20 protein-coding genes are annotated in these 23,318 nt (G+C 44.8%); 6 read left to right on the forward strand and 14 right to left on the reverse strand.

Translation table 11 applies throughout. The features are described from left to right. Window positions 1-66: 66 nt before the first annotated feature. The 3 genes from DD616_RS02730 to phhA all read right to left on the reverse strand — a co-directional run bounded on the left by DD616_RS02730 (window position 67) and on the right by phhA (window position 3,822). Entirely contained in the window at window positions 67-2,391 is a 2,325-nt protein-coding gene (locus DD616_RS02730) for a methyl-accepting chemotaxis protein (protein ID WP_208871414.1), read from the reverse strand. Between the two features lie 314 nt (window positions 2,392-2,705). After that, window positions 2,706-3,038 (reverse strand): 4a-hydroxytetrahydrobiopterin dehydratase, encoded by a 333-nt coding sequence (locus DD616_RS02735; RefSeq protein WP_208871415.1) that lies wholly within the window; start codon window positions 3,036-3,038, stop codon window positions 2,706-2,708. Further along, window positions 3,031-3,822 carry a phenylalanine 4-monooxygenase gene (gene phhA / locus DD616_RS02740; protein WP_208871416.1) on the reverse strand — a complete coding sequence of 264 codons (792 nt, stop codon included), beginning with the start codon at window positions 3,820-3,822 and terminating at the stop codon, window positions 3,031-3,033. The genes DD616_RS02735 and phhA overlap by 8 nt, the downstream gene beginning before the upstream one ends. Window positions 3,823-4,084: 262 nt before the next feature. Between phhA and DD616_RS02745 the strand changes: the two genes are divergently transcribed. Together DD616_RS02745 and DD616_RS02750 are read left to right on the forward strand one after the other, a co-directional pair. After that, on the forward strand, window positions 4,085-6,058 hold the full coding sequence (locus DD616_RS02745) for an acetoacetate--CoA ligase (RefSeq protein WP_208871674.1): 1,974 nt from the start codon (window positions 4,085-4,087) through the stop codon (window positions 6,056-6,058). 133 nt (window positions 6,059-6,191) lie between these two features. After that, window positions 6,192-7,127 (forward strand): LysR family transcriptional regulator, encoded by a 936-nt coding sequence (locus DD616_RS02750; protein ID WP_208871417.1) that lies wholly within the window; start codon window positions 6,192-6,194, stop codon window positions 7,125-7,127. A gap of 296 nt (window positions 7,128-7,423) precedes the next feature. Here DD616_RS02750 and DD616_RS02755 read toward each other — a convergent pair whose 3' ends face one another. Next, entirely contained in the window at window positions 7,424-8,005 is a 582-nt protein-coding gene (locus tag DD616_RS02755) for a class I SAM-dependent DNA methyltransferase (RefSeq protein WP_049785471.1), read from the reverse strand. A gap of 213 nt (window positions 8,006-8,218) precedes the next feature. Between DD616_RS02755 and DD616_RS02760 the strand changes: the two genes are divergently transcribed. Next, complete coding sequence (locus tag DD616_RS02760) at window positions 8,219-9,097, forward strand: LysR family transcriptional regulator (protein WP_010319645.1); 879 nt, start codon at window positions 8,219-8,221, stop codon at window positions 9,095-9,097. A gap of 219 nt (window positions 9,098-9,316) precedes the next feature. Continuing rightward, the gene (locus DD616_RS02765; RefSeq protein ID WP_208871418.1) at window positions 9,317-10,213 is read left to right on the forward strand and encodes a cation diffusion facilitator family transporter; all 897 of its coding nucleotides are present in this window, start codon (window positions 9,317-9,319) and stop codon (window positions 10,211-10,213) included. Between the two features lie 76 nt (window positions 10,214-10,289). Here the strand turns inward: DD616_RS02765 and yddG are convergent, their stop codons facing one another. The 4 genes from yddG to DD616_RS02785 form a co-directional block, all read right to left on the reverse strand. Then, on the reverse strand, window positions 10,290-11,204 hold the full coding sequence (gene yddG / locus DD616_RS02770; protein ID WP_208871419.1) for an aromatic amino acid DMT transporter YddG: 915 nt from the start codon (window positions 11,202-11,204) through the stop codon (window positions 10,290-10,292). After that, entirely contained in the window at window positions 11,201-11,800 is a 600-nt protein-coding gene (locus DD616_RS02775; RefSeq protein ID WP_026028176.1) for a sugar O-acetyltransferase, read from the reverse strand. Before DD616_RS02775 ends, yddG begins: the two co-directional genes overlap by 4 nt. Window positions 11,801-11,971: 171 nt before the next feature. Next, window positions 11,972-12,370 carry an OsmC family protein gene (locus DD616_RS02780; RefSeq protein WP_026028175.1) on the reverse strand — a complete coding sequence of 133 codons (399 nt, stop codon included), beginning with the start codon at window positions 12,368-12,370 and terminating at the stop codon, window positions 11,972-11,974. Between the two features lie 30 nt (window positions 12,371-12,400). Next, window positions 12,401-13,387, reverse strand: coding sequence for a Gfo/Idh/MocA family protein (locus DD616_RS02785; RefSeq protein WP_013868419.1), 987 nt, complete (start codon window positions 13,385-13,387; stop codon window positions 12,401-12,403). Window positions 13,388-14,236: 849 nt separating this feature from the next. Between DD616_RS02785 and DD616_RS02790 the strand changes: the two genes are divergently transcribed. After that, window positions 14,237-14,680, forward strand: coding sequence for a dCMP deaminase family protein (locus DD616_RS02790; RefSeq protein WP_010319355.1), 444 nt, complete (start codon window positions 14,237-14,239; stop codon window positions 14,678-14,680). A 61-nt stretch (window positions 14,681-14,741) separates the two neighbouring features. Here DD616_RS02790 and ulaA read toward each other — a convergent pair whose 3' ends face one another. The 3 genes from ulaA to DD616_RS02805 are packed head-to-tail and all read right to left on the reverse strand — an operon-like array spanning window position 14,742 to window position 16,793. Beyond that, window positions 14,742-15,998, reverse strand: coding sequence for a PTS ascorbate transporter subunit IIC (gene ulaA / locus DD616_RS02795; RefSeq protein ID WP_019282681.1), 1,257 nt, complete (start codon window positions 15,996-15,998; stop codon window positions 14,742-14,744). Between the two features lie 8 nt (window positions 15,999-16,006). Then, on the reverse strand, window positions 16,007-16,294 hold the full coding sequence (locus tag DD616_RS02800; protein ID WP_017048183.1) for a PTS sugar transporter subunit IIB: 288 nt from the start codon (window positions 16,292-16,294) through the stop codon (window positions 16,007-16,009). A 55-nt stretch (window positions 16,295-16,349) separates the two neighbouring features. After that, entirely contained in the window at window positions 16,350-16,793 is a 444-nt protein-coding gene (locus DD616_RS02805) for a PTS sugar transporter subunit IIA (RefSeq protein WP_017048182.1), read from the reverse strand. Window positions 16,794-17,037: 244 nt separating this feature from the next. Here DD616_RS02805 and DD616_RS02810 point away from each other — a divergent pair, with 244 nt between their 5' ends. Further along, window positions 17,038-18,069 carry a LacI family DNA-binding transcriptional regulator gene (locus DD616_RS02810; protein WP_017048181.1) on the forward strand — a complete coding sequence of 344 codons (1,032 nt, stop codon included), beginning with the start codon at window positions 17,038-17,040 and terminating at the stop codon, window positions 18,067-18,069. Between the two features lie 27 nt (window positions 18,070-18,096). Here the strand turns inward: DD616_RS02810 and copI are convergent, their stop codons facing one another. The 3 genes from copI to DD616_RS02825 all read right to left on the reverse strand — a co-directional run bounded on the left by copI (window position 18,097) and on the right by DD616_RS02825 (window position 23,310). Beyond that, a complete protein-coding gene (gene copI / locus DD616_RS02815; RefSeq protein WP_306307605.1) occupies window positions 18,097-18,606 on the reverse strand; it encodes a copper-resistant cuproprotein CopI in 510 nt (169 codons plus the stop codon). A 76-nt stretch (window positions 18,607-18,682) separates the two neighbouring features. Beyond that, window positions 18,683-21,811 carry an efflux RND transporter permease subunit gene (locus tag DD616_RS02820; protein ID WP_208871420.1) on the reverse strand — a complete coding sequence of 1,043 codons (3,129 nt, stop codon included), beginning with the start codon at window positions 21,809-21,811 and terminating at the stop codon, window positions 18,683-18,685. Next, the gene (locus DD616_RS02825) at window positions 21,808-23,310 is read right to left on the reverse strand and encodes an efflux RND transporter periplasmic adaptor subunit (protein ID WP_208871421.1); all 1,503 of its coding nucleotides are present in this window, start codon (window positions 23,308-23,310) and stop codon (window positions 21,808-21,810) included. Before DD616_RS02825 ends, DD616_RS02820 begins: the two co-directional genes overlap by 4 nt. Window positions 23,311-23,318 lie beyond the last annotated feature (8 nt).

Consider the following 23,318-nt stretch of genomic DNA (forward strand, 5'->3'; position numbering starts at 1 on the left):
TATAACTCTATGCTTGGAGCGAACGTAACCAACACAGTTGCTGATTAAGTAGGGAATGTCTTAGCGTTACGCCTTATATTTGAACTGAGCAATCTCACTATTTAGTGTCTCTGCTTGCCCAGAAAGGTCGGTAAGCACCCCATCAACATCATTCACCTGCCCAGAAACCGACAGTGAGGCATCAGCAATCGAAGTAATACTGCTGCTGATTTCATCCGTTACTGATTTTTGCTCTTCTGTCGCGGCAGCAATTTGCACATTCATGTCATTCAGTTCGGTTAACATCGACATGATTTGAGCAAGCATATCCGTATTCAAATGGCAGGTTTCAACCCCTTTCACCACGGTTTTATTGGCCTTTTCAATTCCCTGCGACACACTGTTTATTTCATGTTGTAGCGAATCGATTTTTTTACGGATCTCTTCAGTAGAAGTCTGCGTGCGCCCTGCTAATGATCGCACTTCATCGGCAACGACCGCAAAACCACGACCCTGCTCGCCAGCACGTGCTGCTTCAATCGCCGCATTAAGGGCCAGTAAGTTGGTCTGCTCGGCGATACCTTGGATAACATTAAGCACTTCAGCAATAGAATTACTTTCACTATGGAGCCGCTCAATAGCTTCCACCGCCATCTTCATCTCATCGCTCAACAAACTGATTTCATTTCCCAACGCTTCCCCGACGTCGACACTTTGTGACCCTGTATCATTAGCTGATTTCACATAATCGGCAGCTCGGCTAGCAAACTGCGCTACCTCGCCAATTGAAGCACTCATTTGATTTACCGCCGCCGCGACCGATTCTGTTCTCATACTCTGCTCGGCAACAGCGCCTCGCGTGCTCTCCATATTGGAAGACATACGATGAGTGCTGCCGTTGAGTGACTCCGTCGCCCGCGCAAACTGCTCAATGGTTTTCTGTAAGCTGCTAAATAGCTGGTTAAAGGCAACCGCAACTTCCGCCATTTCATCTTTACCCTTTTCACTTAAACGCGCGGTTAAATCATTCTCCTGATTAATCCGATGCAGCTCTAACGACGCACTGCGGATAGGTTTGGATATACCACTTCCCACGATGTAAGAAATAAAGAGTGAAAGCATCACAAGAACAGCAATGCTAATCAACACAGTTTGCAGTACTGAACGCTCTAAAGTCGAGACATCTTGTAACGCCTCAGATTGATCGATTTCAGTTAATATAGCCCATTTTTGTCCTAAAACATCCAGAGGTGCGTAGGCCGAAAGTACTTCAACATTACGATAGTCTTTGATGGTTTCTAGGCCTTGTCCACCCGCCAATGCCTGTCGTACCGCGTCGGTCTTGATGCGTTGACGTCCAATGGCCGAACCCTTGGTTTTGATTTGCTCAATGGTGGCAGGCTCAACACCAATATCAGTTAAGGTTTGAAAGTATTGCTCAGGATCTTCTAATAAAAACCGTGATTGACTGCGCAATAAACCATCTTGCCCCACAAGGTAAGTTTCTCCACTTTTACCGAGCCCCGCATCAGCCCAGCTACCGCCAAATGTCATGATGTTGTTGATCACATCGATCGGCATCTGAAAGATCAGCGTGCCTACCCGCTGCTGTTCTTTGAAAATTGGGGCCGAAATAAACGAAGCCGCTGCCTCATAGGAAGGATAATAAGGTGCAAAATCTTCGAGGTAGGATTGCCCCTCTTGCAAGTTTTTTGCCTTAGCAAATGCATGGCCTAGCCCCGAATTTTGATATGCGCCAGTTGATAAATTGGTCGCAAAATCCAGTTCTTTAAACACGGTATAAACCACGTTGCCTGACAAATCGACAAGGAAAATATCGTAATAGCCAAACGCTTCTAAAAATCGCCTAAACGAGGCGTGATAACGCCGGTGAGCTTCATCATAGCTGCTGCCCAATGAATCAAAATCCAAGTGATGTTTGGATCCAAGCTCGTTAGGGTTTACGCCGATGTAGCGAGCCTGCAGTGCTTTTCCCTGCTCTGAAAGCTGTGCAAATGCACCAAGTTCATTTGGCTGACTGCCATTGTTTTCCTGACGGTAAGTACGACCAAACTGATCACGATAATACCGTTCTAGCGCATCCGTATCTTGGGGCGTTATACGGTGGGCAGGATAACGAGAGAACGAACGAGTAAAAGAATCCATTGCTTCTTGAGTCGATACCTCGGAAGACAAGGTCTCAATTTGCAGACGGATCTGTTTGAAATAGTTAGTTATTTCACTCTTTTTGATTTCGCGTACGGAGGTAAGTTGATTTGCGGCTCGGTCATAAAGTGCTTGGCTTGAGAGCTCTGATGCTCGCCACCCAACAAAACCACCGCTGATTACCACGCCAACTGAACACAAGATAGTACATGCCGCAATGATTTTCGTTGATATTTTCATAGTCAAACCCTACGCATAGAAATGAACAACTTTTTGTAAAGCCATCGTCGCCCCCAGCCACTGGGTTTATATGAAATTTGTATTATGAGCTTTTCAAAGTGTAGGTCACGGTTTGGCTTTTGCGTAAAAAAACGACCGGATACATCCAAACAGCTTGAAGTTGCAGGTAGGCGGTAAGTGAGCTCATCCCCATGAGCACAAGTAAACTCTAGGCTTGGGGTGAGCAAACGTAGCCAGCACTGCTGCAGCTTCAAGTGCACAACGAAGGGAAAATAACCATCAGGTCGAGATCTAAACCTAACACATTGATAGTATTAATTTTAATCGATTAATCCATCACATTTTTCGGCGCAGATAAAATCGTTTTTGTGCAATCCTTTGATGGAATGGCTCCACCAAGTCACGGTCACTTTGCCCCACTCTAATAACAAACTGGGGTGGTGGAATTCCGCTTCAGCTAATTGAGCAACTTGGTTAGAAAATGCCCACGCCAACTTGAAGTTTTTGAACACATACACTTTTTCCAACTGGGGGATGCCATCACGTACAACAATAGACCACCCCTCAAGTTCAGTGAGTAGTTGCTGCTGCTCGGGGATCGATAATGCTAGCGCATCAAGGCTACAAGCTTCACAACGTAATTCTTCAAGCATGGGTCTCTTCCTTGGGTTGAAATAAGGGGGCCAACAAGCCTGCCTGCATGGCACTTTCTACCTGCTGTACAAGATTTTCTTGGCTCAAACGGTACAGATCTCGTAGATCATCCAACACATAGTAAATGGGTTGCATGATATCAATACGATATGGCGTTCTCAGCACTTGTTGGATGTCAAATTTTTCACGTATGGCCGTTTGATTATCAAGGCTATACACGGTTTCAGCGGGGGAGGATAAAATACCTCCGCCATAGATTTTTACACCGTCACTTTCTTGCACTAAACCAAATTCGACCGTAAACCAATAGAGCCGCGCCAAATAAGCTCTCTGTTTTGGGCTCGCGTTAGCCCCAAGCTTGCCGTAAACCTGAGTAAATGATGCAAAATCAGGATGAGTAAGCATCGCGCAATGACCAAAAATCTCATGAAAAAAATCCGGTTCTTGCAAATAGTCAAACTCTTCACGGCTACGCAAAAACGTGGCAACTGGAAATTTTTTCTCTGCCAACAAGGCGAAAAATCGATCGAAATTAATTAAAGCGGGCACCGGCTCGACTTGCCATCCGGTTTCACGTTGCAAAATACGGTTGATATCGGGCAACTGAGGAACCTGATCTTTAGAGAGTTGCAGCATCGCTAACCCATCCAAATAGGCTTGGCATGCTCGCTGCTCAACGACGGTCTCTTGACGTGCGATCAGATCATACCAAATCCGATCCTCTTCGTTACTCCAGTCAATGAAACCTTTGCTATTTAATGGCTTAGAATGATACTGCGTCATACCACAACCTTTTAACAAACCGATTACATTAAGCCTATCGCCTCGTGAAAAGTCTGCCAATCTTAGGCTCGACATCTGACGACGCTCGCGCGTAACAAATATTTTACATCTATGGTTTTTTTACTTAGATATCAGGGATATGATTATGGCCAACCCGTTTGACTTTACGGCATTCGCCGACAACACTAAACAGTGCCAACAGATCAGAAAATAAACGGATATATACCCACTTGTAGGGAACGCGATTATGTTTGAAGAAAATTTGACGCCGCACACACCGCTTTGGGTCCCTAGCCAAGACCGCATCAAAGCGTCCAATTTAAACCAGTTTATTGAGCACATTAATATGCAAGGTGAGGCGATAGAAAGCTACTCACAACTGCATCTCTGGTCCGTTGCCGAGAGAAAACAATTTTGGTTAGAAGTGTGGCAATTTTGCGATGTGATCGGCTTTCGTGGTAACTGCATTTACGGTGAGGGGATTGCGAGATGGGACGACTTCACCGCCGCCAGAGACACAATTTGGTTTCCCCAAGCACAATTGAACTACGCGGAAAATCTGCTCTCTTATGCGTTTCAACAACCAGAAGGCATTGCCGTTTGGTTTAAAAATGAAAATGGGCAAAGCAAGAAGCTAACATGGCAGCAACTCAGTGATCAGGTTTCTATTATCCAGCAGTGGTTAAAACAAAATGGAGTTGAAAAAGGTGATGTTGTCGCCGGTTACTTACCCTATATGACCGAAACTTTAGTGGCTATGTTAGCAACTACTAGCTTAGGAGCCGTTTGGACATCAACCTCTCCTGATTTCGGTGTCGACAGCGTAGTGGATCGTTTCGGCCAAGTACAACCCAAAATTTTGTTCTGCTGCAATGGGTATACGTTTAATGGCAAAACCCACCTCATGGAAGAAAAAAACGGTCAGATTGCCGATGCTATTTCGAGCCTACACAACATTTGTCAGATCGAATATTTACATCAACGCTCACTCACGGCTGATTTTAACGACGCTTTTTCTGATTGGAATGCAATTCTCGCAAGTTACCTTCCACGTGGGCTACGCTATGAACGCGTTAGCTTCAATGACCCACTGTTTATCTTGTACTCATCAGGTACGACAGGTAAACCCAAATGCATCGCCCATTCGGTTGGCGGTACGATTTTAAATCATCTCAAAGAGCATCAATTACACTGTGATATTCAACCGGGCGATCGTGTGTTTTATTACACCACTTGTGGGTGGATGATGTGGAACTGGCATGTTTCGGCGCTCGCTAGCGGTGCTACGTTGGTTATTTATGATGGTAGCCCAATGTATCCGCAACCGGGTGTATTGTGGGATTTGGCAGAAGAAGCCAACATCACTTTGTTCGGTACATCGTCCAAATATTTAGAGGCACTGCAAAAAACCGCGTATTCACCGAGCGATTACTACCCTCTCTCCTCACTGAAAACATTATGTTCAACAGGTTCGGTTTTGTACCCAAAACAGTTTGATTATGTATACGCCAACATAAAAGCGGACTTACACCTCGCCTCTATCTCGGGTGGAACCGATATTTGTGGCTGCTTCGTGCTTGGCAACCCCATATCGCCGGTGTATCGAGGAGAATGCCAAGGCGCAGGCTTAGGACTTGATGTCGCCGTATTTAACGACCTTGGTCAACCCGTGATACAACAACGGGGAGAGTTAGTCTGCTGTAACAGTTTCCCTAATCAACCCATCGGGTTTTGGCATGACGATGGCCAACGTTATCACGATGCGTATTGGAGCAAGTTCTCTGGTGTATGGCACCACGGTGATGAAGTTGAGTGGACCGACAATGGGGGAATACGTTTTTATGGGCGCAGTGACACCACCTTAAACCCTGGGGGCGTGCGTATCGGCACGGCGGAAATTTATCAGCAAGTGAATAGCTTGCCTGAAATACAAGATTCGGTCGCAGTGGGTCAGAAAATCGATAATGATGAGCAGATCATCCTTTTTGTACAACTGGCTCCACAGTGCGAACTCAACACCCTACTGGTGAACACCATCAAACAGCGCCTAAGAGAAAACTGCTCCCCTCGTCATGTTCCTGCGCAGATCCATTCCATCAGTGATGTCCCGCGCACCAAATCCGGAAAACTGGTAGAACTCGCGGTGAAGCAAGTACTGCATGGCGAGACAGTCAAAAACTTAGGTGCCATTGCCAATCCTCATGTATTAGAAGAAATCCACGCGCTGTTTACATAAACACGATTCTCGAAATAAAAGGCGATGGAAGTTGATGTAGGTACATAGCGGTAAATATTTCGGCAGCTTGTCAAATAACCCGCATCTTTTCGTGTAATTTGTCAGTATGTCAGTGATATGCTTTTGAAAAAGTTTGGAGGAACCGCCTTTATTTATGGATTATATTCACCTTTCAAGAATCAGTTTAAAACACTTAACAGCGCTACACGTCATGCTCAGTACCCGCAGCGTCACGCAGACAGCAGCCCAGCTCTGCATTAGCCCTTCAAGCATCAGTAAAAACTTGTCGCAATTGCGCATTCTCTTGGAAGATGAACTATTTTATCGTGACGGTACACATTTGATACCTACCCCTTTCGCGCTACAAATGGGCCCCACTGTCCATTCAATCCTCTCTAGCATGAATGGATTGCTGCATCACTCAAATTTCGAACCTCAACATTATCAGGGGAAATACCGCCTTGCGATGCGAGAAAGTGCCTTTGAGCTGTTTGCTCCTATTTTAACAAACGTGATAAAAAATCATGCACCGCAAGCTTCCTTTACTGTCTACTCGAAAGATCACTATGGCTTCGACGCCCTGCAAAGCGGGCTGATTGATTTCGTCATTTTGCCACACGATATCAGCCAACCCCCAACGCGAGATAAAGAACTCGTGTGGGAAGTGATTGCTCACGATGAAATGGTCTGCTTAATGCGTAGTGATCATGCTTTAGCCAATGAAGTACTCACTATCGATCACTACCTTGCTCAATCGCATATCGGCATCATGGACAAAGAGCTGGCTGAACCTTTTTTTGAACAGAATTTAGCTCAATCTCATCGAGCTCGTCATGTTCCGGTTGTTGTTGCTGACTTTGGTGCGGCCGCCATCTTATGCAAGCATACTGACTCACTCTTTACTTGCTCCAAACGCTGGGCGGAACAAGCGATGCAAGCTAGGGAGTTGCTCGTCAAACCGTTACCTTTCAATTATGGGAAAGTGGCTTACAGCCTAGTGTGGAACAAGCCCAGTATGAACGACCAAGCTTTGAAATGGTTGTGTGATCAGCTCAAAAAACCACACTGATGTTTGTGAATCAACATTGAAAATTTAGCTCAATGCTTAAAATAAAGAAGGCCAGCACTATTTTGCGCTGGCCTTCTTTATTTATCTTCTGATGTGCTTTTATTTTTGCTTAACCCTAGCCATGAGTTATCAGTCAACAAACAGAATTATTCGTGATCAATGCCTTATAGTCTTCTAGGGAGTGACTATCATGACACTTATCAACAAGCTAGAGCTTACGCAAGTTGGTCATTATGGAACAGTGAAATAATGTAAATAAGCCATTCTCAATCTGGAAAACCATCGACTTTATGATGTTATTTCCTACCAATGCCCATCACTACTGGCGCTAGACCTTTTGAATTTTTAATCTCAAACGCAACTGCGGTTTCCACCTGGCTAAAACCTGCGCTTTTCAGTTGTGTCTCAATTTGGTTTTGGCTAAGACCATAGTCAGGATCATCTTCTTCAACCAACCAGTCCCAATGAATAAAAACGCCATGCTCATCTAATAGAGAATGAATGATGGTAAATACTTCATTAAGATTCGGCACAAACGCGCACACAGATGACGCCACAACAAGATCGAATTGTTTGCGAAAGGCCGGATGTTGCGCGACTAGACCACGGGTCAGAAAATCCACCACGGGTTCAACGTTGACCAACTCTTTTTTATCCAACTCTTCAATCATGGCCTCAGAGCCATCGAGCGCGACAATATCTCTGGCATGGCGAGACATCATTTGGCTCAGCAAGCCCGTACCACACCCGAAATCAAGAACATGTTTACCTTCGAGAGTGACCCGTTTCTGCAATTGCTGAAACACATTTTGAGCAAAAAGCGTTGTGGATTCGTCCTGCTCCCACTGAGCCGCACACTCATCCCATTCGTTCGCCATCATGGCCTCCGTGTTACTTCTTGTATTGGGGAAATTTTCCCAAGAATAAACCAAAACTGTGTTACGTTCATAGAGTTACAGCTCAATCTTGACTAAGAAATGATGAACTGGCTTTGATTGGCGAGAAAACCGTCAGTTGGTAGAAGAACATCAGATAGGCAGTTGTACTAAAATTGTTTATGATCAGCCCATTATTGTGCCTTAGAGAACGTTATGAACCTTTCTCAAATTGAAGCATTTTTCTCTGTCGCGGACACAGGCTCAGTCTCCGAAGCGGCGCGACAATTAGAATGTAACCGAACCAAACTCAGTATGGCGATTAAAGCGTTGGAGAAAGAGCTCGATACCGCTCTTTTTGTGCGCACCGGCAACAACCTGACTTTATCTGAAGCGGGGAAAGCAATTTATAAAGATTGTGAAAGTGTTTTGGTGACCATTGCGCGAATAAAACACACCTGTACGCAAATATCACGGGGCTTCAACGCCGAGATGTGGATTGCCCGTGATGATTCTCTTCCTGATGCCTTGTGGCAAGATTTTGCACACCAGCTGAATAATCGTTTTCCCGCGACCTCGTTTAACCTTGTATTGGCTTCAAGCGGCGACTTAGCCAACTTGATTGCCACTCATCAAGTCGATTTTGCTTTTGGCGTCGATTACGAAAGAATCAACGACCCGCGGATCACTTATCAACCTTTGGGTAAAATCCGGATGATGTCGGTGTGCAAAAGTGACCACCCGCTAACTAAAATTTCGCGAGTCACCGACGAAGAACTGCGCAGAGCAATGCAAGCCGTGATGGTCTATTTAAACGAAAAAGATAACCCCGAATTACAACCTTTCTCTCGTCGCTACATTGGCTTCTCCAGTTTCGATTACATGCTCAATACCATCTTGACTGAGAATGCATGGGGCGTATTGCCAGAACCTTTAATTCGCCACTTCCTACGTGAACAAAAACTAACGGTGATTAAGCACACCTACGGTCTCACTCAAGAAGATTACTGCATGTTTACGGCCACTGGCATGGCCGAACACCCTGGCATGAACTGGTTAGCCGATAAGTTGCGTGACTATTTGTTTGATTTTTAATTTTCGTTGTTTAGCTTTCAAGATGCCCACATTTCAAACAATCTAAAGCGAAGACAGTCAGCGTCAATTATTCTGACAGGCAAATAAACTCATAACCAATTGTTTTAATTAAAAATAAACTTACTTCCCAATATTCAAGCCAACGACCAATGCACTTAGAGATTGTCAAAACCGTGCTTTAAGCCAAAATAACAGCATGTTTTCAACAGGTAGTCTTTTATGTGTGCTCGAACAAGAAATAATGAAAATCGCATTTTGACGATTTCAGCCCTTTTAGCTTCTGGCTTTGCTGGTGGCGGACTTGTGGTTGGTATGCTTGTCGGTTCACTGGTTATCATGTTTGACGGTGTGTATTCACTGGTTAGTTTGCTGTTAACATTATTGTCGCTGGTGGCGTCACGCTACATTCGTAAACCTTCTGACTCGACTTTTCCCTTTGGACGCGCGGTGCTAGAACCTGCGGTTATTGCTATCAAAGCCAGCGTTATTTTGTTAGTCGTGAGTTATTCGTTGTACTCGGCTGTCATGGCATTGTTTAGCGGTGGTCGAGAAGTGGATGCTTCTATCGCAACTGTTTTTGGCACAGTGAACGTGATTGGTTGTGCGATTGCGTGGTGGTTCATGGTCAACAAGAGTAAACGTTACTCTTCTGGTTTGATTGACGCTGAAGTAAAACAGTGGCAAATGGACACGCTATTAAGCGTCGCGGTAACGGTCGGTTTCATTGCCGCTTGGTTGATGACCTTGTCTCCTTGGGCAAAATATGCCGTCTATGCAGACCCAATCATGATGCTATTAATGTCGTTTTATTTTATCAAAGTGCCTTATGACATGCTTAAATCGGCAACGCGTGAATTGTTGATGATGTCACCAAGCAAAGAGATTTGTAAAACCGTGGATCAAGGTGTCATTGCCGTAGGTGAAGAATCAGAGCAAGATATCGAGTTGACTGCGGTGACTAAAGTCGGTCATGAGCTGTGGGTCAATGTCGATATTCGCCCTGATGAGAATGAAATGATTGCACTCGAAGATATCGAAAGTACTCGTCGCTCGCTACATAAGCGTTTATCAAAGCTGCCATTCGTACTGCAATTAACCATGAACGTAGCTCGTTAATCAGTCTCAATTAAACGGAAAAAGCCCTCTCGTTCCCGAGAGGGCTTTTTTTATACATAGCAAAGCTGTTACGATGTCAGGCTATTGGCATTTTCTCTTGCACCGTCGATTGACGTTCTCTGGTCGCCCACCAACAAATTAAAGAACCCATCGTCACCATAATCACACCTTGCCAAAAGCTTAGCCCAAGTGCTACACCTAAGATTAGCGATGAAAGCAAGGTTGAAATCACTGGCGTGAAATAAGAAAGAGTCGCCAATAGAACCATGTTGCCACGCAAGATTGCCACATTCCAAAGTGCATAACCGCTGCCCATCACCACACCCGTTAACGCTAAATTCAAGGTTGCTGGAACGGTAAACACTAAAGTGCTTTCGCTGCTAAGAAAATACTTAATCCAGAGGGCGATAGCAGTAGCCATAAAGAACAGGATAATGGCATTTTGTCCATTGGCTAACTGTTTGGTGATATTGCAATAAACAGCCCAAATAATCGCCCCGCCAAACGCCATGCTATAGGTTAAGGGATTAGTCGCAATATTGGCTGATATTTGCATCACCGAAAATCCACTATCACCAGTAATGGTCCAAGCAACCCCAACAAATGCGAGCGCAACGCTTGGATACACTAGAATATGGACGGGTTTACGGCTGAGAAATACCGCAAACAACACCGTCAAGGCTGGCCACAAATAGTTAATCACTGCCATCTCAAGCGCTTGATGGCGATCATTGGCCATACCTAACGCTAATGCTAAGCAGATTTCGTAGCTCACAAAAAGCGCGCCACCGATCAGAACATAACGCAGAGAAAAGTGTTTGAATGTAGGCACACCCATGACAAGCATCAGAAATACTGAGCTCACAGTGTAAATCAGCGCCGCCCCACCAATTGGGCTAAATTGCTCGGTGACTGTTCTGATTAGCCCCATTAGACAGCTCCACAGCAAGATAGCCGCAACACCAAATAGTGTATGTTTATGCTGCTTCAATGATGCCCTTCCTTAACTGAACTATGCAGGTCAGATGTTCCATTCATTTCTTTTAATGAACGGAGCACTCTCGCTGGTGTGCCTCCGACTAGGCTATCAGCTGGCACATCCTGATTGACCACTGAATTTGCCGCGACAACCGAACGCGCACCAATCGTGACTCCTTGATTAATCACAACGTTGCCACCAATCCATACGTCATCTTCAACCGTAATCGGCTTACAAAATGTTTCCCACAAGCGGCGGCTGCGATAATCCAAAGCATGCGCTGGTGTATAAAACTGGGTGTTAGGGCCAATCAAAACATGATTACCAATCGTGATTTTAGCGCCATCAAGCATAGTGACATTCATGTTGATAAAGGTTTCATCACCAATGGAAATTGTTTCACCGAATTCACAATAGAAAGGAGGCTGCACCACACTTTGTTGGCCAATTTGACGATATAGCTGAGTTTGCAATTGATGGCGGGCTGTAGCATCGGCGCATTGGTTGATCTGCAACAGTAAATGTCCTGCTTTACTACGAATGGCTTCCATTTCTGGGTCTGCACCGTCAAACACCATACCATTCATCATTTTTTCCATTTCGGTCATGAGCCGTTCCTCCTTATGCATCTAGTGTATTTAGACTACTTGGATAAACAAAAGAAAAAAGAGAAAAGCTCACTGTTTCACTTTCCTCTTTAATTTCAACCAACCTGTAACGCACAGGAAAAGGCAAGATCAGAGCATATTGCTTTTTCCTAGTCTTATTGATTGAATGGCTTAAACAATCGACCAACTGTGAGTCATTGTGACACCTTTGCCTAACATTAAGCAGACAGAACAGTACTTTTCTAATGAATCGGCCGTCACTTTTTCAACGACATTAGGGTCAAGATCAACGCCTGATACGTCGAAATGGATATTGACTAGCGTAAAAATCCGAGGTGCGGTTTCACGGCGCTCAGCCGTCAATTTGGCGTTACATGCAGTGACCTGTTGATTGGCCGATTTTAAGCCATCAACCACATCCACAGAGCTACAACCTCCCGCGGCCATCAGAACCATCTCCATCGGGCTAGGTGCGGTTGCACCACCACTGCCATCCATCACCACCGAATGACCAGATTGGGATTGGCCCAAGAACTTGAAATTTTCGACCCACTTTACTTCAGCTTGCATTATTTTTGCTCTCTTCTCTGTGCGATGAAACTACAGGTTATCGGTTGGAAAAATCACGCCCGTTTGGCGGCGTATTTCTGTCAATAATTTGGAAACGGTGAGTGAGCGTAATTTGCATTGCTCATCTATTGTCTTGTTCTGTATCTGATCTGCAAATTTTTGTGCTTCGTAAAACATGCGGTTGGCGTGTTGCTCAATACTCAGATCTTGGGTTTGACCACCACGGTTAATTCTCGTGATGCGGTTGCAGGTAGAGATCATCTCAACGTGCAGTGCGGCCTCTTCACCTTGAATTTCGCTCGGCAAATAGGAGTCACTGGTTTTTGAATGCATTAATAGCACATCAAAACCGTCATATCCTAAGATCACACTGCCGTTACCATCAACCCCCGTCTCCAGTAAATGCGCTTGGGCTTGCACCGATTTAGGCTCACCAAACAGTTCAATGGCTGAGCCCAAACAGTAATAACCAATATCCATGATCGAACCATTAGAGAACTCGGGCAAAAAGGTATTGGGCATCTCACCTTTGAGATATTTAGGGTAACGAGAGGAATACTGGCAGTAGCTGAGCACCGCTTTACGGATAGCGCCAATCTGCGATAGCTCTTGTTTGAGAACGGAAAAATTGGGCAAATGTGGGGTTATAAAGGCCTCGAATAATACTACGCCATGTTGTTTGGCAACTTGATACATCTGCTGTGCTAATGAGAAATCAGAAGCCAGCGGCTTCTCACAGATAACATGTTTGCCCGCTTGCATCATTTGAATCGACTGTGGACCATGCAGTACATTCGGGCTGGCGATGTACACGGCATCCACATTGTCACTCTCACCTAGGCTCTTAAGGTCAGTAAACAAAGCAGGAGCATCGTATTTTTCGGCAAATTGTTTCGCCCTGTCCAGCGAACGGGAATAAACCGCTACTAGCTGAAATTCCCCCGTTTTTAATGCCCCTTCGATAAATTGGTCAGTAATCCAGTTGGTTCCAATAACGGCTAAGCGAATCATCATCATATCCTTTCATTATTTTCACCTATTATCTGGAGTTACTCCGCAGGAAGCAATGTTAACCTCACCACTTATTATTTTCAGGTGGCCATTATTTTCAGGTAACCAAAATAAAGAAAACCCCACTAAGCTCTCGCTTAGTGGGGTTCCAGTTCTTACTCGCAGCAATCCAGCTACTGATAAGTGCTCCCTGCATCAATTCCTTGATAGTTTGCTGATTCCCTCAGCGCATTCCCTTTCATCGCCTTCCTAGCGGTGTCCTTAACTCCGTCGTCCCGACAGATTTGTGCACTTTTCCTTTGCACCGTCCATTAACTTTCCTTGATAACCATCCTAGTTATTCAGCATCCAGCTAATGTCCTTCGCTATCCTTGCCGATCATTCTTCCTGAATTATCGAATCTTCGTCCTGAAGATGACCTATCCTTGGGTCTTTCCTGTTCCGTGTCCGCTTCCTGCTGACAACTTCAGATTACGGATTTCACTTTTTTCAGCAATCCCCCACCTGTTGTTTTTTCTCTACCAGAAAGACACCGAATGAAAATTATCATTTAAATTCAAATAATTATAGGAATTCAATCTCTTTTTATTGCATAGCAAAACGTTAAAGTCTCACGATACGTGTAAGAGATCTCTCACAAACTTAATCCTATAATTGCCTATCGCCGTAGCTAAGATACCCGCACGAAATGAGATAGAGCTCTCACTCTAATACTGATTGGCACGGCTGAATTCTGTTTAGAAATGAGAATTGCTCTAGACTAAGTGTGAGAAAACTAGGATATTGATGTCGATCTTAATCACATATCTCCCTCGCTACTGAGGAAATGCAAGAAAATCGTCAGAGGAACAACACATGATTTCGAAATGGGCACAGCGCTTTTACCAAATGGCAGAACTTGTTGGCTCTTGGAGTAAAGATCCCTCCACGCAAGTCGGCGCAGTGATCACTAAGCAAAATCGCATCGTTTCGGTTGGATTTAACGGTTACCCGCATGGTATTTCAGACAGTGCAGGCACCGATGATCGTGATATGAAATACCTCAAAACACTGCATGCTGAGGAAAATGCCATCCTATTCGCCAAGCGTGATTTGGATGGTTGCGAAATTTATGTGACACATTTTCCTTGCCCAAACTGTGCAGCAAAAATCATTCAAACTGGGATTTCCGCAGTACACTGCCCAGAGCAAACAGAAGACTTCTTATCCCGTTGGGGTGATAAGATCAAAGTCAGCCAAGATATGTTTTTACAAGCGGGTGTTAAAGTAAACTGGCTACCGCTTAGTGATTTGAAATAATTAATCAATGGTCAAAAAAACCGCCCTGCCAAATTGGAAGGGCGGTTTTTGTTTGGGAGCGTTAACGAACAATCAGGCCGAGTAAAATACCAACTGCGCCAAAATCAGCATCACTAAACGTTGTGTTAGCAAAACCTAGGTTTCCAAGCACTGGCATTAAAAATACAGGTAAAAACGTGATCAATAAACCTTGCGCAAATGCGCCCAAAATAGCACCACGACGCCCACCTGTGGCATTACCAAATACCCCTGCGGCAGCACCAACAAAGAAGTGTGGAACAACCCCAGGAATAATCACTGTCAAACCCATAATGTAGAGTAAGAACATACCTAATAAGCCAGCCAGAAAACTAGATAGAAAGCCGACCAAGACAGCATTTGGGGCATAGGGGAATACCACAGGACAATCTAATGCTGGTTTAGCATTAGGAACTAGTTTGTCTGAAATACCTTTAAACGCAGGAACAATTTCAGCAATAACCATACGTACACCTTGTAAGATGACATATACACCCCCCGCAAACGTAATAGATTGCATCAGCGCAAACATAAACCAATGTTTTCCACCACTCACTTCACGCACAAATTCCCCACCAGCAAATAGACAGGTCACCATAAAGATGATGCCCATAGTAAATGAGATCGCAACGGGTGTATCACGTAAAAATAGTAAACTTTTAGGAACATTCATATCTTCCGTAGAATGTTCTTTATTACCAAATTTACTACCAATAAAACCAGCTAATACATAAGAAAGCGTAGAGAAGTGACCAATAGCAACATCGTCAGAACCTGTAACTTGACGCATATATCGATGTGCAATTGCTGGGAAAAACACCATAACACTACCAACGACAATGGAACCTAGGGCAATCAATGGAATACCGGACATACCGCTTGATGACAAAATTGCAGCCACCATCATCGACATAAATAAAGTGTGGTGCCCTGTTAAGAATATAAATTTCCATGGTGTAAGGCGTGCAATCAATATATTTACCAGCATCGCGAAAAACATGATCATCGCCATTTCTTTACCAAATGACTTTTGAGCAATAGACACGATGGCTTCATTATTTGGAACGACACCAGTAATGCCAAAAGCATGCTGAAATATGGTCGCAAAATCTCCTAGCGAACCAACAACTAGCCCCGCACCAGCTCCAAGAATAATGAAGCCCAAAATAGTTTTCACGGTACCTTTAATGCATTCCGTCAATGGTTTTTTCTGTGCGATCAAACCTATTAATGCGATCAAGCCAACTAACACTGCTGGCTCAGAAAGCACGTCATTCATTAAAAAATTAAAGAATTCCATAGTGCCTCCTACAACACACCAAGTTCTTGAAGAGCCGCTGACAAACGTTCTTTCATTGCGTTTTTATCGACCATATTATCCAAGCTCACAATCTTAGGCTCAACACCCAATGATTTTAGTTGGTCTGTTATATCATTTGTACCAATAAAGATGTCGCAAACGGTCCCCTTTGCGGAACCTAAATCTATGTGGTCGATTTCAGCGTCAACATTTAGATCTTTCACTATATTTTTTATGCTTATTTCCATCATCAAACTTGTACCTAGGCCGTGGCCGCAAACTACCATAATTTTCATTATATTCACCCTCTGCTTTATTGTATTTTTACTATTATTTATCGTGTTTTTACTATTAATAGTCTTGGATAACACGCAAAATATCTTCAACAGATTTGGCTGAGCAGATATATTCTACGTCTTCTTCATTCATAAATAATTCGGCTAATTTAGATATTGCATCTACGTGACTATTGCTATCTGTCGCGGCCAAAGTAACCAGCATTTTTACAGGATCATTGCCATCCGAATTAAAGTTAACTCCATCTTGAATTACCGTTAGGCCAAATGCTAAACGATTAACCCCATCTTCAGGTCGAGCATGAGGCATCGCCATTCCAGGTCCAACAACATAATAAGGACCGAGCTCCCTATGTGACCGAAATATAGCTTCAACATAACTTGGATTAATGGCCTTATTTTCAATCAATGGTTGACATGCTTTGCGAATTGCATCTTGCCAGTCGTCAGCCGATTTATGCACTCGAATAACGTCTTCGGTTAATAGTTCACGTAACATTTTTTAGGTTCTTGATATGAATAGGTAGCATCAATTTATCTGTCTATCCAAATAGAAAACCAGATCGAAATCACAAATGGTAGCGCTATCTTTATGTGTTGGCTTGATTTGTGATAGCGCTATCATTTATTGAAATCATAGTATTTCATGTATCGGTGCAACAATAGTTATACGGTAATATCAACACGCCCGAGTGTGTGTGTTAAAATCACATCGCTAACTTATTAATAACATGAAGATAAATATGAGCGAATCGCGAAAACGTAGAAGCACGGGAAAGGTTACCATTGCCGATGTCGCAGCTAAGGCGGGTGTTGGCACAATGACGGTATCAAGAGCATTAAGAACACCTGAGCTTGTTTCTAGCAAACTAAGAGAAAAAATAGAATTTGTTGTTGAAGAACTAGGTTATATCCCAAATAAAGCAGCTGGCGCTTTAGCATCTGGCGAAAACTATTCAATAGCATTAATCATCCCATCGCTAATTGAAAAATCTTGCGCTGTGTTTTTACCCAATTTCCAACATTCGCTTAACCGTCATGGATACCAGTTACTGCTCGGTTATAGTGATTATTCCATTGATAATGAAGAGAAACTATTAGCCACTTTCTTGGAAAGTCAACCAGCAGCTGTTGTGCTATTCGGGAGTGAGCACAGTTCAAAAAGTCATCAACTTCTTCAACGCGCTAACATTCCCGTCATTGAAATTGCTGAGTTGAATGAGTCATCAACGTATCTGAATGTCGGCGTTGATTACTACAAAGTTGGCAAACAATGTACTCAACATCTCATTGAAAATAGATATCAAAATATAGGGTTTATTGGAGCACGTAGCCACCACTCCGTTCTAAGAAATGAACTGCGGGGTTGGCAAAGCGCATTAATTGATAACTACCAAGCACCTGATCACTTTCTAACAACTCATGAAGCTCCCTCTGCACACTTAGGTAAGGAAGGAATTTCTAAATTGTTATTAAGGGACTCAACGCTTGATGCTGTGGTATGTAGCCACGAAGAAATAGCTCTGGGAGTATTATTCGAGTGTCAGCGTAGGCTGATTAAAGTTCCTACGGAAATGGCCATCATCTGTTTGGATGGATCATCTCTTTGTCAGTATGCTTTTCCAGCCATTAGTGCCGCTCATGTCAATTATGAACAGCTTGGTCTTTTGGCCGCTGAGCGCTTATTAAAACAAATCAAAGAACAAACTCTTGAACTGGAATCAACAAACGTTGGCTTCCAGTTACAAAAACGAGCTAGTACCGTTCGTCCGTGATCACCTTGTCGCAATCAACAAGGTGGCTTACAGCTGAATTTTCTTAATCATCCCAGCTTCAGCATGGCCGGGTATATTGCAGGCAAACTCAACATTATTATCACCATGGAAGTGCCATAACAGTTGTTTCGCTTTACCCGGTGCCACGGTGACGGCACTGCCGCCATCGTGTTTATGATTGCCCATTTGGCGCATCATTTCTCGGTGTTTTAGCTGCTCGGCGGCTGAACCAATCGAAAATTCGTGGTCAATTTTGCCCGTGTTCATGACAACAAATTGCACCACGTCATTCGGTTCGATGTTGACCTCTTTTTTGAAGGTGATTTTCATGTCATCCGAGAGTAAAACATGCACCACTTTATCGGGTTTTGCTCCTTTAGCAGGCATGCCGACTTCTGACATGTCATCCATCGCCATGTTCATCGTGTCTGTTTGCTTCATCACCATGCTGCCATGATCCATTTTGCTATGATCCATTTCAGCCATGACAGAAGAAGTGAACAACGCCAGTGAAAGTGTGATTAGTGTTTTTTTCATTTTGATTTTCCTTAAATTCATTCAGTTACTATTTATTTTCCGATTAGTGCTTAGCTTTTACTTTGCCAGCTGCACGCTATTTGAGTGTTGCGATTTCACGGTTTTTCCATAACTTGAATACCGCAGGTAGAACCAATAATGTGAGCAATAGTGCTGAAACCATGCCTCCAATCATGGGGGCGGCAATGCGCTGCATTACCTCCGAACCAGTTCCCGTGCCATACATAATCGGGATCAGGCCAATAATAACTGTCAGTACCGTCATCATGACTGGGCGCACGCGCTGTCCTGCTCCTTCGCCAATAGCATTGATGAGATCTTGGCTGTCAATGACCGCACCATTTTCTTGCGCATCAATTTTTCTGTAGTGCCAAGCTTGGTTTAAATAAACGAGCATGATCACGCCAATTTCTACCGCAACACCTGAAAGTGCAATAAAGCCCACCCCCACGGCGATTGAAAAGTTGTAGCCAAGGTAGTGCATCAACCACACGCCACCCACCATCGCCAGCGGCAATGTCGCCATAATGATCAACACTTCTCCGATTCGACGGAAACTGAAATAGAGTAGCAACATGATGATTGCGATCGTGATCGGTGCGACGACACTCAAGCGTGCTTTTGCTCGCTCCATGTATTCATATTGACCAGACCATACGAGAGAATATCCCGCTGGCAGCTGTAATTGCTCCGCTACCGCTTGTTGCGCCTCTGCCACATATGAACCGAGATCGCGTCCATCAATATCGACAAAGACCCAGCCGTTTGGCCGTGCGTTTTCGGTTTTGATCATTGGCGGGCCGTCTTCGTAGCGAATATCAGCCACATCGGCCAAGGCCAAACGTGCACCGTTTTGAGTCACCAAAGGTAAGTTTTGCAGCTTCACTACCGAATCACGGTAATCTTGCGGGTAACGTACATTGATCGGGTAACGCTCTAACCCCTCAATGGTTTCCCCTACATTCATGCCCCCCACTGCGGTTGAAACCACTTGTTGCACATCTTTAATGCTTAGCCCATAGCGCGCCGCTTGTAACCGATTGATGTCTATCGTTACATAACGTCCACCAGCCACACGTTCAGCATAAACCGATGCTGTGCCTTGAACGCGGTTAAGGATAGGTTCAAGCTGCGCACCGATGGTTTCAATCTGTTTGAGATCGGGACCCGCTATCTTGATACCAATCGGCGTTTTGATCCCTGTAGCTAACATATCGATGCGTGTTTTGATTGGCATCACCCACGCGTTGGTTAACCCCGGAAATTGCACTAAGCTGTCAAATTCCTTACGTAGCGATTCTGTGGTTACGCCTTCACGCCATTGATCGCGAGGTTTAAGTTGGATCACCGTTTCAATCATGGTTAAGGGCGCGGGATCGGTTGCGGTTTCTGCACGCCCCATTTTGCCCCACACGGTTTTGACCTCTGGTACGGTTTTGATGAGTTTATTGGTTTGCTGCAATAGCTCACGCGCCTTACCAATCGAGATCCCCGGATAGGTTGTCGGCATGTACATGAGATCGCCTTCATCTAATGGCGGAATAAACTCACTGCCTAATTTGCTCATTGGGTAATAAGCGGAAGCCATTAATGCCAAAGCCAATACAATCATGCTTTTGGGATAACGCAAACTCAGGTTGAGTAGTGGACGATAAAGTGCCACAAGCCCTTTATTGATAGGATTTTTGTGCTCGGAAATAATATTGCCACGCACAAAATAGCCCATAAGAACAGGGACAAGCGTGATCGCTAAACCTGCGGCGGCGGCCATGGCATAGGTTTTAGTAAACGCCAATGGCGAGAACATCTTGCCTTCTTGGCCTTCGAGTGCAAAAACGGGCACAAAACTTAACGTAATGATAAGTAGTGAGAAAAATAGTGGCGCACCGACTTCTTCAGCGGCTTTGCCAATCACCTGCCAGCGATTTTTGTCGGTCAGTGGGGTGCGTTCAATATGTTTATGCACATTTTCGATCATCACAATCGCCCCGTCGACCATAGCACCGATAGCAATGGCGATCCCCCCAAGTGACATGATATTGGCATTGATACCTTGCCAATGCATCACAATAAAAGCCGATAGAATGCCCACGGGCAAACTCAAAGCAATCACTAATGATGAGCGGATATGGAATAAAAACAGCGCACACACGACCGCAACGACAATGAACTCTTCTGCTAGCTTATGCCAAAGGTTTTCAACGGCTTGATTGATCAAGGTTGAACGATCATAAGTGGCAACAATTTCGACACCTTCCGGTAAGCTGCGTTGGAGATCAGTCACTTTCGCTTTGACGTCATCAATCACTTGGCTAGCATTTTCACCAAAACGCATCACGATCACGCCTCCAACCGCTTCTCCTTCACCGTTAAACTCAGAAATACCACGACGCATTTGTGGGCCAAGGTTAATATCCGCCACATCACCTAACAATAATGGCGTTCCTCTGTCGGTCACTTTCAGTGGTAGCGCTTTAATGTCATCAATACTGGTCAGATAGCCACTGGTGCGTACCATGTGTTCGGCTTCCGCAACCTCAATCACTGACGCTCCCGACTCCTGGTTACCATTTTGGATCGCCGCATTGATTTGTTGCAAAGTCAGGTTATAAGCGCGTAGCTTTGCCGGATCAATTTGCACTTGATACTGCTTAACCATGCCGCCAACGGTAGCCACTTCGGAGACGCCATTCACCGTTTGCAGCTCGTACTTCAAAAACCAATCTTGCAAACTGCGTAGCTGCGCAAGATCGTGTTGGCCGGTTTTATCTTGCAGTACATAACTGTAGATCCAGCCAACTCCCGTCGCATCTGGCCCCAAGGTTGGTTTGGCATTGGGTGGCAGTTTTGGCGTCACTTGACTTAGATATTCCAATACCCGCGAGCGAGCCCAATACATATCGGTTTTATCATCAAAGATGATGTAGACGTAGGAATCACCGAAGAATGAATAACCACGAACCGTTTCTGCCCCCGGGACGGCAAGCATCGCCGTTGTGAGCGGGTAAGTGACCTGATCTTCGACTACCTGCGGCGCTTGGCCGGGATAGCTGGTTTTGATGATCACTTGCACATCTGAGAGATCCGGTAAAGCATCAACAGGCGTGTTCTTTACACTGTAAAGTCCGCCCAAAGTGAGAAACAGAGCCGCCACCAACACCAAAAAACGGTTATTGATCGACCAACGAATAATCGCACCAATCATTGTTGACCTCCTAACGTTTCTGCGGCGGTAATGTTCGTCTCACTATTTGCCTGCTCACTCGCTTCCAGTGCTTTTAGTACATATTCGTCACCCTGCTTTGCCACTAGAAATCGAACCCTTTGCCCTTCAGCAAATAAGCTGAGATCAAACTCCTCCTCAACCGTGAAGTTCATCTGTCCCGCTTGCCAGCCCCATTTGCTTACCGGTTTATAGTTAAGTGTGAGCATCCCGAAATCAGCCATAAGCGTACTGATGTCTCCCGTAAGCCAAGCTTCATTGGCAGCTTCCACCCCATTAATACGTGATAAATCAGCGCTTTGGCTCGACTCTGAATCTAATAGGAAATGCGCCGACGTGACGACCGTGTCTTGCTCCGTTAACCCTTGTAAAACTTCAAGGCGCTCGCCTGCTTCGCGGCCAACTTCAACCCTTGCTGAACGGTATTTGCCATTTCCTTCAGCAAGTACGACTCGCGTAATGCCGCCCGAATGAATGACTGCTGATTTAGGAATGGTGAGCACCGCTTGTTGCGATACGGGCTGCAAAGCGATATTGGCGAACATGTTAGGCTTCAACTCCCCCTTCGGATTGAGAAATTTCAAACGCATACGCAGCGTTCGGGTTTTCGGATCCAAAATGGGATAGACGTAATCTATCTTCCCTTGCCACTCCTTGCCGGGAATAGCATCCAGTGTCATTGACGCTAAACTACCCGACGTAATCCAATGTGCTTGGCGCTCGAATACCTCAGCATCGACCCACACTTCGTTTAAAGGACCTGCGCTTATCACCGCTTGCGCTGGCGATAAGTAACCCCCTTCGCGAATATTCAAACTCGCAATCACCCCATCAGCAATGGCTTTGACCTCTATCGATTGAGTGGCTTTTCCTCGAGCGATAATCTGTCTGATCTGTTCACGATCAACACCCAGTGAAACCAAACGCTCGGTTGCGCCTTTCAGTAAACTTTCACGGCTGGCTCGATGAGCATTTAACAGCTCCTCCTGCGCTTTAACCAGCTCCGGTGAGTAGAGCGTAAATAAGACATCGCCTTTACGAACCTGCTCTCCAACCGCATTAATGTTCAGTTTTTCAACCCAACCGGCAACGCGAACGTTCGTTTGCCACAATAAACTGTCATCAAATGCAATGTAGCCCACTGTCTCAATACGTGGAGATAACTGCGCAAACACCACGGGTTCCGTTTTCACACCCAAGTTATTTTCGACCGCAGCACTGATGGTCACCGTGCCACTCTTCTCTTGTGCTTGCGTCGGCGATTCGGTGTACACAGGGATGAGATCCATCCCCATCGGTGACTTGCCCGGTTTATCACGTTTATAGTTTGGGTCCATCGGCGCAACCCAGTACAGCGGTTCAGACATCGCATTGGTTGAGTTCATTGTCTCCATATCATGACCAGACAGGTATTGATTGATGCTAAACCCCAGTAATCCACCTATCGCTAAGGAAAGTACGGCTATGTTTAATGATTTCATTGAGTTCT

Source organism: Vibrio anguillarum (assembly GCF_003390515.1).
Taxonomy (GTDB): domain Bacteria; phylum Pseudomonadota; class Gammaproteobacteria; order Enterobacterales; family Vibrionaceae; genus Vibrio; species Vibrio anguillarum.